This is a genomic window from Bacillus sp. BACIII, assembly GCF_057836745.1.
On the sequence record NZ_CM174437.1, the window covers coordinates 225009 to 240112 of the forward strand.

The window sequence follows — 15104 nt, forward strand, 5'->3', positions numbered from 1 at the left end:
TCCCTTGACATTCATTATGCGTGGTCTCTCTCCGCTTCTTTTGCATGGATGGGTTCATAATGCTTATAGGCTTTATACCCTGCCCATGCGCTGCCTGCTCCGATTAAAATGAAGACGCCGCCGATGACGAGGGTCAGGACGGAGTGAAACAGAATCATTTGGTTTACTCCGTACAAAAGCACCAGCGCGCCTAACGCCATACTTGATTTAGCCGAAAAACATTCCTTCTCCAGCGCCCGTTTCGTCTGGATGCCTTTTACTTTGTAATACACGTAAAAGCAGGCAGAAAGCCCGATGAGAAAAACAAAAACCAGCATAAATGAAATCCTCCATTATATGAGTTTGCAAAACCGTTTATACCATTGCTGAAAGATTTTCCTTTTCCACGGATAAAGAGTATGATTAAATGAATAAAAACAAAAGGAGAAAACGATGAAATCCGAATTGATCAGAACCATATCATTATATGACACCATTATCTTACATAGACATGTGAGGCCTGACCCGGACGCTTACGGATCACAGTGCGGCCTTACGGAAATCCTGCGGGAAACGTATCCCGAAAAAAATATTTTTGCCGTCGGACAGCCTGAGCCGTCCCTGTCTTTCTTATATTCCCTCGATGAGGTGGGTGACGAAGCCTACAAAGATGCTCTTGTCATCGTGTGCGACACCGCAAACCAAGCACGGATCGACGATCAGCGCTACCATTCCGGCGCAAAGCTCATGAAAATAGACCACCATCCAAATGAAGATCCGTATGGCGATCTGTTATGGGTCGATACGAATGCAAGCTCCGTAAGCGAAATGATCTATGAGCTGTACCTGGAAGGAAAGCAGCACGGCTGGAAGCTGAATACGAAAGCAGCTGAGCTGATCTACGCGGGTATCGTCGGTGATACGGGACGCTTCTTATTCCCGAACACCACAAAAAAGACATTAAAATACGCGGGAGAGCTCATTGAGTTCCCATTTTCATCGTCAGAGCTGTTTAATCAATTGTATGAAACGAAATTAAATGTGGTGAAGCTGAATGGCTTTATTTATCAAAATGTGTCATTGTCTGAAAACGGCGTCGCTTCCGTTTTCATTAAAAAAGACATTTTGGAGACATATGGAACCACCGCTTCTGAAGCGTCGCAGCTCGTCGGAACACTCGGAAATATTTCCGGTATTCGCGCTTGGGTGTTTTTCGTAGAAGAAGACGACCAAATCAGAGTCCGGTTCCGTTCAAAAGGTCCGGTCATCAACGGAATTGCCCGGAAATACAATGGCGGCGGACATCCGCTTGCAGCCGGCGCATCCATCTTCAGCTGGGATGAAACCGGTCCGATTCTTGCTGATCTTGAAGAGATATGTAACGAACACAAGTAGAGGGGAGACCCTCTTTCTTAGTGTTCATCTGTCACGGGGATGAACCAGCAGCCGAATTCAGTCAGGTCTTCGTAGACGCGGAGATTACAGATTTGGAGTTCTTTTTTTATGAGGGAAGCGAGTGTGTCTGTTTCTGCATATGCGGAATAGCCTTTTCTGATTCGGTCTGCATGATCTTTTGCCAGGCGGCGTTCACTAAAAACCTCCATTTTCCCTTCCTCCCTTCAGAAGCTTTGAAAATGTCTCATTTACAGTTTATAAAAAAGCGGAGAAAAAAGCGACAGATCTATGGAAATTTTTTAAAAATGACATAATTACGTCGCAAAAGAAATATGAATTTCGACAGACAATCTCGTATAAATCGTCAGTTCCTTTACTTGAGCTTTATATTCCTTTTCATTTATGGTGTACACCTTGTTTTCAATCGTCCGTTTTAAAAGCTCCTTTGTTTTATACACGCTCTCAATATCCTTTGTGATGACTTCAGAAATATCATCTTTCACCTGTTCTTCAAATTTCATCTTATCAGGCTGGGCGATTCTGTATTTTTCCCCATTGATCAGCTTAACATCAACACTTTGGATAAGCAGTCTTTGTTTATTATCCTCATTTAATTTATGAAGATCTTTCTGATAGATGGAGATCTGGTTTTTCAAATCCCGTGCGTGCTCCCGCTGTTTTTCAATTAACGTCACCTGTTCTTCCTGAAACGTTCCGTATGTAAACAGAAAGAACAGCCAGCTGACGATGGCTCCGCACATCATTCCCGCAAAAAAACGCTGCCATCCCGGTTTTTTATAATACTCGGGAATTCTCATGAAGGCATATTCTCCTGAGCCAGCCATGACACAATCAGCCAGCCGGTCTGCGCGCCGCCCATCGCTGAAATAATTAATAGAAGCTGTTTGAAGATGTCGCGCGTGTTGCCTTCAAACAGCCCCCGCTCAAAACTGTATACCGCGTCAAATGTTCCTCCGATGGCCGCGACAAGCGCCCAGATCTTCAGCCTGTTCGCCAATTTTGTAATCGCCGTCAGCGGAGGCTCGCCTGATAAATAAGCTCCGACGCCGCCGATGAGCGCTCCGCCGAGCAAAACGCCGAGGGCGATAAAATAACTGCTGATAAAATTCGCCATAAAGCCGGCTTCCTGATCCATATATACACCACCTCACTTTTCTATCATATTGAGCAAAGCGGACAAGTATGATGATGAGTCAAAAAAGAACATTTGTTTCTTAAGAAAACCCGTCTTATAATGTAGAAAGGCAAAATGAACGTATACGGAAAGGAGTGGCGGCATTGTCTTTTGTTCATCTGCAAGTACATAGCGGCTACAGCCTGTTAAACAGCGCCGCTTCTGTAAAAGATCTTGTTACACAAGCGAAGGAGCTCGGTTATTCTTCATTGGCGCTGACCGACGAAAATGTGCTGTACGGCGCCATTGAGTTTTATAAAGCATGCAAGTCAAACGGAATAAAGCCGATTATCGGTCTGACCGCTTCTATATACACGGACGAAACGGAACTTGAAGCACACCCGCTTGTTCTTTTGGCGGAGACAAACACCGGATATCAGAACCTGCTGAAAATCTCAAGTGCGCTGCAATCCATAGCAAAGGGCGGCATGAAGCGAAAATGGATGAAGAGCTATCATGAGGGGCTGATCGCCATTACGCCCGGTGAAAACGGGTACATTGAAGGTCTGCTGCAAGCCGGGAAATTTGAAGAAGCGGTCAAAGCTGCCGAAGGATTCCGGGAACTGTTCGGAGAAGGCCGTTTTTATTTAGGATACCAGCCGTTCAAAGGTCATGAGACGTTATCGGAAGATATTCTCCGCCTGTCAGCCGAGACGGAAATCCCAGTCTGCGCGGCGGGGGATGTCCGTTATATCAAGAAAGAAGATCAAGATGCGTACCGCTGTCTGTGCGCCATTAAAGCCGGTGAGAAATGGGAGGATCAGAGCGGGAATCTGCCGGATTTACACTTGAGGCCGCCTGAAGAGATGGCGGAGCTTTACACGCGGCATCCGGAAGCGATTGAAGCATCCGCGCGTATCGCCGGGCAATGCCGGGTCGATGTCAGCCTCGGACAGACACGCCTTCCGTCTTTTCCGGCGCCGGACGGCAAATCAGCCGATGATTATTTGGCGGAAGTCTGTCACGAGGGGCTGCGTCTCCGTTTCGGCACTCCTGATGAGCGCGCCGTGCGCCGGCTTGAATATGAGCTGGACGTCATCAGGCGCATGAAATTCAGTGATTATTTTCTCATCGTATGGGACTTTATGAAGTACGCGCATGAAAAGGGCATTGTGACAGGCCCGGGAAGAGGATCTGCGGCAGGCTCGCTTGTCGCTTACTCTCTTTTCATTACAGACGTGGATCCGCTGAAACATTCTCTGCTGTTTGAAAGGTTTCTTAATCCTGAGAGGATCAGCATGCCCGATATTGATATCGATTTCCCAGATACGAGAAGGGATGAGGTCATTCAGTATGTACAAAATAAGTACGGGGCCATGCACGTCGCCCAGATTATCACCTTCGGAACATTGGCCGCAAAGGCGGCGTTAAGAGACACTGGAAGAGTGTTCGGGATCAATCCGAAAGAAGCTGACCAGCTTGCCCGCCTGATTCCGTCAAAGCCGGGAATGACGCTTGAGGAAGCGAGGCGGCAGTCCGCTCAGCTGAACAGGCGGCTGTCTGAATCCGCCGTTCTTCATAAAGTGTTTCAGATCGCCAGGAAAATTGAAGGTCTTCCGAGGCATACGTCAACACACGCGGCCGGCGTTGTTCTCAGTAAAGATCCGCTTTCTGAAGTTGTCCCTCTTCAAGAAGGGCATGACGGCGTGTATTTAACGCAGTATGCGATGGATCACTTGGAAGATCTGGGTCTTTTAAAAATGGACTTTTTAGGTTTGCGCAACCTGACGCTTATTGAATCCATTAAAACGATGATTGAAAAAGAGACGAATACGAAAATTGATTTTTCCGAGATTTCTTACCAGGATGAAAAAACGTTCTCCCTGTTGTCAAACGGCGATACGACGGGCATTTTTCAGCTGGAATCATCAGGGATGAGGAGCGTGCTGAAGCGACTGAAGCCGTCGAGGCTTGAAGATATTGTCGCGGTGAATGCGCTTTACAGACCGGGACCGATGGAAAATATTCCATTATTTATCGATCGGAAGCACGGGCGGGCGCGTGTGGAAGTGCCGCATGAGGATGTAAGAAATATTCTCAGTGACACGTACGGCGTCATCGTCTATCAGGAGCAGATTATGATGATCGCCTCGCGGATGGCAGGGTTTTCATTAGGTGAAGCGGATCTGCTCAGACGGGCTGTCAGCAAAAAACAAAAAGACATTCTGGACAGAGAGCGAAGCCATTTTGTTGAAGGGTGCTTAAAAAAGGAGTATTCTGTAGTCACTGCAAACGAGGTCTACGATCTGATTGTCAAATTCGCCAACTACGGATTTAACAGAAGCCATGCTGTCGCATACAGCATGATCGGCTATCAGCTCGCCTATTTAAAAGCGCACTATCCTTTATATTTTATGTGCGGTCTTTTGACGAGCGTCATCGGCAATGAGGACAAAATATCGCAATATTTGCATGAAGCGAAGGGGAGCGGGATCCAAGTTCTTCCGCCGTCAATAAACAAGAGCGGTTTTCCGTTTGCGCCGGAAAACGGAGCCGTCAGATACAGTTTGCGGGCCGTGAAAAACGTAGGCGTCTCGGCAGTGAAAGATATTTATAAAGCAAGAACACATAAACCGTTCGAGGATCTTTTCGATTTCTGCTTTCGCGTACCTGCAAAAAGCGTTAATCGGAAAACAATCGAAGCCCTTATATTTTCTGGCGCCATGGACGAATTCAATCAAAACCGCGCCTCCTTGCTGGCCTCCGTTGATGTCGCTTTAGAGCACGCTGAACTTTTTCGTGCAGATGATGATCAAATGGGATTGTTTTTGGAAGAATCGTTCTCCATTAAGCCAAAATATGTAGAGGCTGAGGAATTTCCGCTTGTGGACAAGCTTCGGTTTGAAAAAGAAGCTCTCGGTGTTTATTTCTCAAGCCATCCTTTGTCCGCTTTCAGGGATCTCTTGAAAAAACGGAGTGCGCAAGCGATCGCAAAAGCGCGGCAGATGCCTAAGGGGCAGCTGTCGATCGGCGCTTTGCTCGCAGGCATCAAAACGATTCGGACAAAGACAGGTCAGCATATGGCGTTTCTCACATTAAGCGACGAAACGGGAGAAATGGAAGCCGTCGTGTTTCCTGAGCAATACAGAAGGCTGTCTCCACTGTTAAAAGAAGGCGCACTTTTATTCGCCGCCGGAAAAATGGAAGAGCGGCAGGAGAAGACACAATTCATCATGTCATCCGCCTCTCTCCTTGAGGAGACGGAGACAGAGACAGGCAGAGCGCCGTCTGTTTACATCAAAATCGAAGGCGGCCGGCACAATCAGGAGTTTTTGGAAAAGATGAAGCGTATTTTACTGGAGCATAAAGGGGAAACCGGCGTTTATCTTTATTATGAAAAAGACAAGCAGACCATCAGGCTGCCCGACACCTTTCATATTCAGGCGGACCATCAGGCGTTATACCGTTTAAAAGAGCTGCTGGGCCGCGAAAACGTCGTGTTAAAATAGTGGTAACAACAATGGTTTTGTTATACAATTGAAACAATTGTGCTATCTTATTTAAAGATTCTGAAATTTTTCACCTCCAGAGATTGTACCAGTCTATGCGGCAGAATATGTAACAAAGTACTTAAAAGGAGTGTTTAGCATGTCATTAAGAGAAGAAGCGTTACATTTACACAAAGTAAACCAAGGAAAGCTTGAATCAAAAGCAAAGGTGGAAGTCAGAAATGCGGACGATTTAAGCCTTGCCTACTCTCCGGGGGTAGCTGAGCCTTGTAAAGAGATTTATGACGATAAAAATAAAGTATATGATTATACAATGAAGGGGAACATGGTAGCAGTCGTAACAGACGGATCAGCGGTTCTCGGTCTCGGAAATATCGGGCCTGAAGCTTCACTTCCGGTCATGGAAGGAAAAGCGGTTCTGTTCAAAAGCTTCGCGGGCGTGGACGCATTCCCGATCGCGCTCAACACAAACGACGTGGACAAAATCATCGACACGGTGAAGCTGCTTGAACCGACATTCGGCGGTGTCAATCTTGAAGATATTGCGGCGCCGAACTGTTTTATCATTGAAGAGCGCCTGAAAAAAGAAACAAACATTCCGGTTTTCCACGATGATCAGCACGGCACTGCCATCGTAACTGTAGCCGGACTTGTAAACGCGCTGAAATTATCAGGAAAATCCATGTCATCCATTAAAGTTGTGGCAAACGGAGCGGGAGCAGCAGGCATCGCGATCATCAAGCTTCTTTACCATTTCGGCGTTCGCGACATCGTGATGTGCGACTCTAAAGGAGCCATTTACGAAGGGCGTCCTGCCGGCATGAATGCGGTGAAAAACGAAGTGGCCAAGTTTACAAACCAAGACCGCAATGACGGTTCGCTGCAGGATGTCATTAAAGATGCAGACGTCTTTATCGGCGTATCAGTCGAAGGCGCTCTGACGAAAGAAATGGTGGAAAGCATGGCGAAAGATCCGATTATTTTCGCAATGGCCAACCCGAATCCGGAAATCATGCCTGAAGACGCGCGCGCAGCCGGCGCAAGCGTAATCGGAACAGGCCGTTCTGACTTCCCGAACCAGGTCAACAACGTACTTGCATTCCCTGGAATCTTCCGCGGAGCGCTTGACGTTCGCGCGACTCACATCAACGAAGAAATGAAAATAGCTGCGGTTGAAGCGATCGCTTCCCTCGTTTCAGAGGATGAATTAAGCGCGGATTATGTCATCCCGGCTCCATTTGACAAACGCGTGGCTCCTGCCGTTGCGAAAGCCGTTGCGAAAGCGGCGATGGAAACGGGCGTCGCCAGAATTACGGTCGACCCTGAAGAAGTGGCTGAAAAAACAAGACAGCTCACGGTCATCGGCGAATAATAACACAAAAAGAATTGGCAGCGCGTTGGGAAAAACAACGCGCTGCTGTTCAATATACGGACTGCTGGCATTTTTTTAAGGGCAGGTCTTAAAAAAAATTCAGCAGAATCTTTATTTCTTTTGAAAACGCTGACAGATAAGGCTGAGCAACGCTTTTAAAGGTCTGTTATCCGTCCGTTTCCGCCTGCTTTTCAGCAAAAAATGTCGAATGGAGGATGACACCGTTTGACAAAAAAAGTACAATAGTTTCGGTAAAGTTATTATTAAGTCTATCTAATCGGAAGACATGCAGTGAAGAGAACCCTTCACAAAAGGGAGGTAATCATTTGTTAAAGGATATATTCACAAAAAAGAAAAAATATGCTTCCGTGCCGTCTGAGCAGGCAAAACATGATGTTCCGGAAGGCATTATGACAAAGTGCCCCAAATGTAAAAAAATCATGCTCACAAAAGAGTTAGATAAAAACCTGCGCGTCTGCATGAACTGCGGGCACCATTTCCCGATGAATGCAAAGCAGCGCATTGAAATCCTCCTGGATGAAGATTCATTCGAAGAATTCAACCAGGGAATGATATCTGAAAATCCGCTCGGTTTCCCGGGATACTTAGAAAAAATCGAAAAAGACCGTGAGAAAACATCGCAGAATGAAGCGGTTGTTACCGGAAAAGGGACCATCAGCGGATTCCCTGCCGTAATCGCGATCATGGATTCGACATTCCGCATGGGCAGCATGGGCTCGGTTGTCGGCGAAAAAATCACGCTGGCAATTGAAAAAGCGAAAGAGGAAAAAGTCCCATTCATCATCTTTACCGCTTCCGGCGGCGCACGTATGCAGGAAGGGGTCTTAAGCCTTATGCAGATGGCGAAGACAAGCTCTGCATTGAAACTGTTCAGTGAAGAGCAGGGGCTGATTATTTCGGTTATGACCCATCCGACGACTGGCGGCGTATCGGCCAGTTTCGCGTCTCTCGGTGATTATAATTTCGCTGAACCGGGCGCCTTGATCGGATTTGCCGGAAGACGTATTATTGAACAGACGATCGGAGAAAAACTGCCGGAAGATTTCCAGACGGCGGAATTTTTATTAAAGCACGGCCAGCTTGATGCGGTGATTCACAGAAACGACATGAAAGACAAACTCGCATTTCTGCTGGACATGCACCAAACAGGAGGTGAGCATGAGTGGCTGCAAGATTAGAATTTGAAAAACCGGTGATTGAACTGCAGACAAAAATCGCCGAACTGAAAAAATTCACCCAAGATTCGGAGATGGATTTAAGCGCTGAAATCGCAAGGCTTGAAGACCGGCTCAGCAAGCTCCAGGATGAAATTTATAAAAACCTGAAGCCTTGGGACAGAGTGCAGATCGCACGCCTTCCCGAACGGCCGACGACCCTTGATTACATTCAATACCTGTTTACCGACTTTTTTGAGTGCCACGGAGACAGAACATACGGAGACGATGCTGCGATTGTCGGCGGAGTTGCCAAATATCACGGCATGCCGGTTACCGTCATCGGTCATCAGCGCGGAAAAGACACGAAAGAAAACCTTGTCCGCAATTTCGGAATGCCTCACCCTGAAGGCTACCGTAAAGCGCTTCGCCTCATGAAGCAGGCGGATAAGTTTAACCGCCCGATTATCTGCTTCATCGACACGAAGGGAGCGTATCCGGGCAAAGCGGCGGAAGAACGGGGACAAAGTGAAGCCATTGCTAAGAACCTGTTCGAAATGGCCGGACTGACAGTGCCTGTCGTTTGTATCGTCATCGGCGAAGGCGGCAGCGGAGGGGCGCTTGCATTAGGTGTGGGCAACCGCATGCTGATGCTGGAGAACTCGACGTATTCCGTTATTTCTCCTGAAGGAGCCGCGTCCATTTTGTGGAAAGATTCAAGCCTTGCCAAAAAAGCGGCTGAAACCATGAAGATTACTGCGCCCGATTTATTAGAATTAGGAATTATAGATAATATGATTAAAGAAGTGAAGGGCGGAGCTCACCATGATATTAAGCAGCAGGCGGGCTACATTGACGGCATCCTTAAAGAAACATTAAAATCTCTTCTTCCATTGAACGCCGAAGAATTGATCTCACAGCGCTACGAAAAATACAAAGCCATCGGAAAAGTTTCGGTTGAGGATCAATATATCGGGGCAAACTGAATAGACGTGAAGCCTATGGCTCACGTTTATTTTTTGTGTTTTTTGTGATATTCCTTAAATTTTATTTAAAAACAGTTTATTTAATTGTATAATAGGTAAGGTTTCATGGGAGCTCAGGCGTCCCTTTTCATTGTTTTAGGGCAATGATCATGATATGTTTAACATATATATGTTGCTGAGGTGAATAGGAAATGAAGCGTATAGGAGTATTAACGAGCGGCGGGGATTCCCCGGGGATGAACGCAGCGGTGCGAGCGGTTGTGCGTAAAGCTATCTATCACGATGTAGAAGTTTACGGAATTTATAACGGTTATTCAGGATTAATCAGCGGAAAAATAGAGAAACTGGAGCTTGGTTCGGTCGGTGACATCATCCACCGCGGAGGAACAAAGCTGTATACAGCCAGATGTCCTGAATTCAAAACAGTTGAAGGCCGTGAAAAAGGAATCGAAAATTTAAAGAGACTCGGCATTGAAGGTCTTGTCGTGATCGGCGGAGACGGTTCGTACATGGGTGCGAAAAAATTAACGGAACACGGGTTTCCGTGTGTAGGTGTACCGGGTACGATAGATAATGACATCCCGGGAACTGATTTTACGATCGGATTTGATACGGCGTTAAATACCGTAATTGATGCGATTGATAAAATCCGTGACACAGCTACGTCGCATGAGCGTACATACGTAATTGAAGTGATGGGACGCCATGCAGGCGACATTGCTTTATGGGCAGGTCTTGCAGGCGGAGCGGAATCCATTTTAATCCCTGAAGCGGACTACGATATGGAGGAAATTATCGGCCGTTTGAAGAGAGGGCACGACCGCGGCAAAAAACACAGTATCATCATCGTTGCTGAGGGGGTAGGCAGCGGGGTTGAATTCGGAAAACGCATCGAAGAAGAAACAAACCTTGAAACACGGGTATCCGTTTTAGGGCACATCCAGCGCGGCGGATCTCCAAGCGCTTCTGACCGGGTTCTTGCAAGCCGCCTCGGCGCTTACGCGGTTGAGCTTCTGCTTAAAGGAAAAGGCGGACGCTGCGTAGGTATACAAAACAACAAGCTTGTAGACCATGATATTATAGAAATTTTAGAATCAAAACATACTGTTGAACCAAACATGTATCAGCTTTCAAAAGAACTGTCTATTTAAGACGGAAGAAGCTGAAGATTTCAGAAGGAAGTGAACGAGTTGAAAAAAACAAAAATCGTTTGTACAATCGGTCCGGCCAGTGAAAGTGTAGAAATGCTGACAAAATTGATGGAAGCGGGTATGAACGTTGCTCGTCTGAATTTTTCACACGGTGATTTCGAAGAGCACGGCGCAAGAATCAAAAACATCAGAGAAGCAAGCAAAAAGCTCGGCAAAAACGTGGGGATTCTCCTCGATACGAAAGGTCCGGAAATCCGCACGCACGATATGGAAAACGGCGCGCTTGAGCTTCAGGCGGGAAATGAAATTATCGTTTCTACAAAACAGGTACTGGGAACGCTTGAAAAATTCTCAGTTTCTTATGAAGGCCTGGCAGACGACGTGTCAGCAGGATCTATCATCCTGCTGGATGACGGTTTAATCGGATTGGAAGTGATTGAATCAAATCCGGAAAAACACGAAATCAAAACAAAAATCTTAAACAGCGGCACGCTGAAAAATAAAAAAGGCGTAAACGTTCCCGGTGTCAGCGTCAACCTTCCGGGAATTACTGAAAAAGACGCTAAAGACATCGTCTTCGGTATCGAGCAAGGCGTTGATTTCATCGCTGCGTCATTTGTACGCCGCTCTACGGATGTTCTGGAAATCCGCGAACTGCTTGAAGAGCATAACGCGTCTGACATTCAAATCATCCCTAAAATTGAGAACCAGGAAGGCGTAGACAATCTGGATGCGATCCTGGAAGTATCTGACGGCTTAATGGTAGCGCGCGGAGACCTCGGCGTAGAGATTCCGGCTGAAGAAGTGCCGCTCGTGCAAAAAGAAATGATCAAAAAATGCAACGCGCTCGGCAAACCGGTTATTACCGCGACTCAAATGCTTGACAGCATGCAGCGCAACCCACGTCCGACACGCGCTGAAGCAAGTGACGTTGCCAATGCTATTTTCGACGGCACAGATGCGATCATGCTTTCCGGTGAGACGGCTGCGGGACAATATCCTGTTGAGGCGGTTCAAACAATGTTTAACATCGCCACACGTACGGAAGAATCTCTGAACTACAAAGAAATTCTGTCTAAACGCAGAGATCAGGTCGGCATGACGATTACCGATGCAATTGGCCAATCCGTTGCACACACGGCGATCAATCTGAACGCGGCAGCTATCGTTACGCCTACAGAAAGCGGCCATACGGCGCGTATGATCGCGAAATACCGTCCGCAGGCTCCGATTGTAGCCGTTACAGTGAATGAGTCTGTATCACGCAAACTCGGCCTTGTATTCGGTGTCTTCCCGGCAAGCGGCCAAAACGCGAATTCTACAGATGAAATGCTTGAAGATGCAGTTCAAAAATCACTTGACAGCGGAATCGTGAAACACGGTGATTTGATTGTCATTACAGCCGGTTCTGTCGGTGAATCAGGTACGACGAATCTGATGAAAGTTCACACTGTCGGCAGCATTATCGCAAAAGGACAAGGCATCGGACGCAAATCAGCATTCGGTCCGGTTGTTGTTGCAAAAAATGCGAAGGAAGCTGAACAAAAAATGACAGACGGCGCAGTATTGGTTGCTTCAAGCACTGACCGTGACATGATCGCTTCGCTTGAAAAAGCATCAGCGCTCATCACGGAAGAAGGCGGACTGACAAGCCATGCAGCAGTAGTCGGTTTAAGCTTGGGCATTCCGGTTATCGTCGGTCTGGAGAACGCAACTTCAGTTTTAGCAGAAGGACAGGTTATCACAGTTGACGCTGCCCGCGGCGCTGTGTATGAAGGCCGCGCAAGCGTTCTTTAAACAGCTTTAAACAAGAGAGGGGGGTTCTCCCTTCTCTTTTGTCTTTAGGTTGATTTTCCTATTCCCATGCGGACGGTGACGCGCTTTTAGAAGGGCAGGAGGGCAGAAAAATGAGAGTGTTATTCTTACTGTTTATCGTGTGTCCGGCAATTGAAATCGGCTTGTTTCTGCTGGCGGGAAAATGGCTCGGCGTTTTTCCGACCGTCCTTCTCATCATTTTGACAGGCGTGCTGGGCGCCTTGGTGGCAAAAAGACAGGGAATTGATGTATATCATCGGGTAATGCGCGACCTGCAGCACGGCAGCATGCCGGGGGACGCGCTTCTTGATGGAATATGCGTCTTTATCGGAGGCCTGCTTTTGATGCTTCCGGGTTTTTTGTCCGATATTGCAGGGGCTTGTCTTCTGATTCCGTTCACTCGGAACCGCATGAAGCCGCTTTTGTTCAAATGGCTGAGAGGAATGTCAAAAAACAAGCGGATCATTATCAAATAAAAACGGCAGCCTTCTTGCAGGGCTGCTGTTTTTATTTGGACTGGACAGTAATATAGGCCCATATTTCTTTTAAAGCGCCCGTTGTGATAAAGGCCTGAATGAAAACGAGCAGCGCAGGCCCCGCAGCCAGTCCTAAAATTCCGAACAGCTTAAAACCGGCAAACAGGGCGATTAAGGTCGCAAGCGGATCAAGCCCGATTGACTTGCTTAAAATCTTCGGCTCCGTCAGCTGGCGCTGAATGAGAACCACTATATATAAAATACCGAGACCGATCGCTTGGGGAAGCTGACCGGCAATGGCCAAATACATAATCCAGGGAACAAATACCGATCCGGCGCCGAGATACGGGAGAAGATCCACCAGGCCGATAAAAAAGGCAATGGTCGCCGCATGCTCAATTCCTAAAAGAAACAGTCCGATAAAGACAATGATCATCGTAAAAAGGATGAGCACGGCCTGCGCCTTAATGAAACCGGCCATCGCTTTTTTCAGTTCTCCCGACACGGCCTTGGCGTTTGCCGAAACGCGTTCCGGAAGAATGGAATAAAGCATCGCTTTCAGCTTGTGCCAGTCCTTAGTCATAAAAAAAGTCGCCAGCATTGCGAATACGAAGACAGCAGCCGTATTGGGAAGGAAGGCAATCCATTTCGGCACCAGCTCTAAAAGATGTGAAAGCATCAGCCCCGCATTTTTAGCGGCTGTATCACCAAGGGTCTGGATATGCGTCACGATGGATGCCTGCTGATTGGTTTCCAGCCCGTTAAATAAGACAGTCAGCTCGTGGTACAATGGCTGAATGCGGGAAGTGAAGAACTCCTCGCAATACGTTATAAAGGCGCTGATATGGGGAGGGAGCGTTTTGGCCAGATAGGCGGTTCCCGAGATGATTTCCGCAACGAGAAAAGTCGCAGCGCCAAGAAGAATCAGCAAAAAGAAGGCCAGGACAATGACTGTATTGACTGATCGGGGCAGCCCTGTCACTTTGTCCAGCCAGTCAACAACGGGAATAATCGCCGATGACAGAATAAGGGCGATCAGAAACGGATAAGTTAACGGGAATGAGGCGTAACCGGCCGCTAAAGCGCCGCCGGCCGCAGCTAGTACAAACAGCGCGCGGAAAAAAACAGTTGCATAGTGCGGATTCACATCGATCCTCCTCTCGGTCGGCACGTCCTATTACATTAGTTTATTCGTCAAAAAAAAGGATATGAATACAGTTATGATGAAGGATGGTGCTTTCAGGATGTTTACACAGGCGAATTTATTCTTACTATTATTGCTGGCCATCGCATTGATAGCCAAAAACCAGTCATTGCTTTTTGCCGTCGGCTTTCTCATTGTGATAAAAGCTGTCGGTCTTGACCAGAAATTGTTCCCGGTGATTCAGTCAAAAGGAATCAACTGGGGGGTCACCGTCATTACAATCGCCGTTTTAGTGCCGATTGCGACAGGTGACATCGGTTTTAAACAGCTCGGAGAAGCGATGAAATCATATTATGCGTGGATCGCTCTCGGCGCTGGAATCGCCGTAGCCTTAATCGCCAAAAACGGTCTCACCTTATTGGAAAACGATCCTCATATTACAACTGCGCTGGTGATCGGCACGATACTTGCCGTCGCGCTTTTCGGCGGCGTCGCCGTCGGTCCGTTAATCGGCGCCGGAATTGCCTATCTGGCCATGCAGATCGTTAAAATATTCACTTCGTAAGCCGCTTTTTTTGCGGGTGAAATAAGAGTTTGCACCTGCGCATTTTGTCGTTCAGACAAATGCCATTTGCATTATTCTGAGGAATGAAGTGGCTTACCATGTAACAAAGAACTTCGGAATCGATGGCGCATATGGCACGAAGACTGAAGATGCAGTAAGGCGGTTCCAATTGATGAATGGATTAAAAGCTGATGGAATTTATGCACTTGAACCAAATCAAAACTTGAAGTGTTGTTAAAATAAGCTGAGACCCTTTCCTTCAATTTGAAAGTTTGTTAAATTTATAATGAGAATGAAAAAACACAATTCGGTTGGTAGTCCGGATGCATTATTTAAAATGTCAGTAACCTTCCCCTCCTCGGGATGTCCATCATTCTTCAGTAAATTTAGGAGGAGGGAATC

14 protein-coding genes and 1 pseudogene are annotated in these 15104 nt (G+C 47.1%); 10 read left to right on the forward strand and 5 right to left on the reverse strand.

The window, feature by feature from the left end:
* Positions 1-14 precede the first annotated feature (14 nt).
* On the reverse strand, positions 15-317 hold the full coding sequence (locus ACXN9U_RS01295; RefSeq protein ID WP_003152434.1) for a YtpI family protein: 303 nt from the start codon (positions 315-317) through the stop codon (positions 15-17).
* A 115-nt stretch (positions 318-432) separates the two neighbouring features.
* Here ACXN9U_RS01295 and ACXN9U_RS01300 point away from each other — a divergent pair, with 115 nt between their 5' ends.
* Positions 433-1374, forward strand: coding sequence for a DHH family phosphoesterase (locus tag ACXN9U_RS01300; protein ID WP_060964566.1), 942 nt, complete (start codon positions 433-435; stop codon positions 1372-1374).
* 17 nt (positions 1375-1391) lie between these two features.
* On the opposite strand, the gene ACXN9U_RS01305 is transcribed toward ACXN9U_RS01300, so the two are convergent.
* From ACXN9U_RS01305 to ytrH, 3 genes are all read right to left on the reverse strand, one after another.
* Entirely contained in the window at positions 1392-1583 is a 192-nt protein-coding gene (locus ACXN9U_RS01305) for a YtzJ family protein (protein WP_013353167.1), read from the reverse strand.
* A 105-nt stretch (positions 1584-1688) separates the two neighbouring features.
* Positions 1689-2192, reverse strand: a complete 504-nt coding sequence (gene ytrI / locus ACXN9U_RS01310) for a sporulation membrane protein YtrI (protein WP_016938595.1) — start codon at positions 2190-2192, stop codon at positions 1689-1691.
* Positions 2189-2530 carry a sporulation membrane protein YtrH gene (gene ytrH / locus ACXN9U_RS01315; RefSeq protein ID WP_016938596.1) on the reverse strand — a complete coding sequence of 114 codons (342 nt, stop codon included), beginning with the start codon at positions 2528-2530 and terminating at the stop codon, positions 2189-2191. The genes ytrI and ytrH overlap by 4 nt, the downstream gene beginning before the upstream one ends.
* 143 nt (positions 2531-2673) lie before the next feature.
* Here ytrH and dnaE point away from each other — a divergent pair, with 143 nt between their 5' ends.
* From dnaE to ACXN9U_RS01350, 7 genes are all read left to right on the forward strand, one after another.
* On the forward strand, positions 2674-6018 hold the full coding sequence (dnaE, locus tag ACXN9U_RS01320) for a DNA polymerase III subunit alpha (RefSeq protein ID WP_489202104.1): 3345 nt from the start codon (positions 2674-2676) through the stop codon (positions 6016-6018).
* 139 nt (positions 6019-6157) lie between these two features.
* Entirely contained in the window at positions 6158-7390 is a 1233-nt protein-coding gene (gene ystJ / locus ACXN9U_RS01325; RefSeq protein WP_060964568.1) for an NADP-dependent malic enzyme, read from the forward strand.
* A gap of 326 nt (positions 7391-7716) precedes the next feature.
* On the forward strand, positions 7717-8589 hold the full coding sequence (gene accD / locus ACXN9U_RS01330; protein ID WP_060964569.1) for an acetyl-CoA carboxylase, carboxyltransferase subunit beta: 873 nt from the start codon (positions 7717-7719) through the stop codon (positions 8587-8589).
* Positions 8574-9551 carry an acetyl-CoA carboxylase carboxyl transferase subunit alpha gene (accA, locus tag ACXN9U_RS01335; protein WP_016938600.1) on the forward strand — a complete coding sequence of 326 codons (978 nt, stop codon included), beginning with the start codon at positions 8574-8576 and terminating at the stop codon, positions 9549-9551. The genes accD and accA overlap by 16 nt, the downstream gene beginning before the upstream one ends.
* Positions 9552-9742: 191 nt before the next feature.
* Complete coding sequence (gene pfkA, locus ACXN9U_RS01340; protein WP_016938601.1) at positions 9743-10702, forward strand: 6-phosphofructokinase; 960 nt, start codon at positions 9743-9745, stop codon at positions 10700-10702.
* A 39-nt stretch (positions 10703-10741) separates the two neighbouring features.
* Positions 10742-12499, forward strand: coding sequence for a pyruvate kinase (pyk, locus tag ACXN9U_RS01345; RefSeq protein ID WP_489202105.1), 1758 nt, complete (start codon positions 10742-10744; stop codon positions 12497-12499).
* 110 nt (positions 12500-12609) lie between these two features.
* The gene (locus tag ACXN9U_RS01350; RefSeq protein ID WP_016938603.1) at positions 12610-12993 is read left to right on the forward strand and encodes an FxsA family protein; all 384 of its coding nucleotides are present in this window, start codon (positions 12610-12612) and stop codon (positions 12991-12993) included.
* A gap of 31 nt (positions 12994-13024) precedes the next feature.
* On the opposite strand, the gene ytvI is transcribed toward ACXN9U_RS01350, so the two are convergent.
* The gene (ytvI, locus tag ACXN9U_RS01355; RefSeq protein ID WP_489202106.1) at positions 13025-14140 is read right to left on the reverse strand and encodes a sporulation integral membrane protein YtvI; all 1116 of its coding nucleotides are present in this window, start codon (positions 14138-14140) and stop codon (positions 13025-13027) included.
* 97 nt (positions 14141-14237) lie between these two features.
* On the opposite strand from ytvI, the gene ACXN9U_RS01360 reads away from it, so the two are divergent.
* Together ACXN9U_RS01360 and ACXN9U_RS01365 are read left to right on the forward strand one after the other, a co-directional pair.
* Positions 14238-14702, forward strand: coding sequence for a DUF441 domain-containing protein (locus ACXN9U_RS01360; RefSeq protein ID WP_007408072.1), 465 nt, complete (start codon positions 14238-14240; stop codon positions 14700-14702).
* A gap of 106 nt (positions 14703-14808) precedes the next feature.
* A pseudogene (locus ACXN9U_RS01365) lies at positions 14809-14945 on the forward strand (peptidoglycan-binding domain-containing protein); the annotation flags it as partial.
* Between the last annotated feature and the right edge of the window lie 159 nt (positions 14946-15104).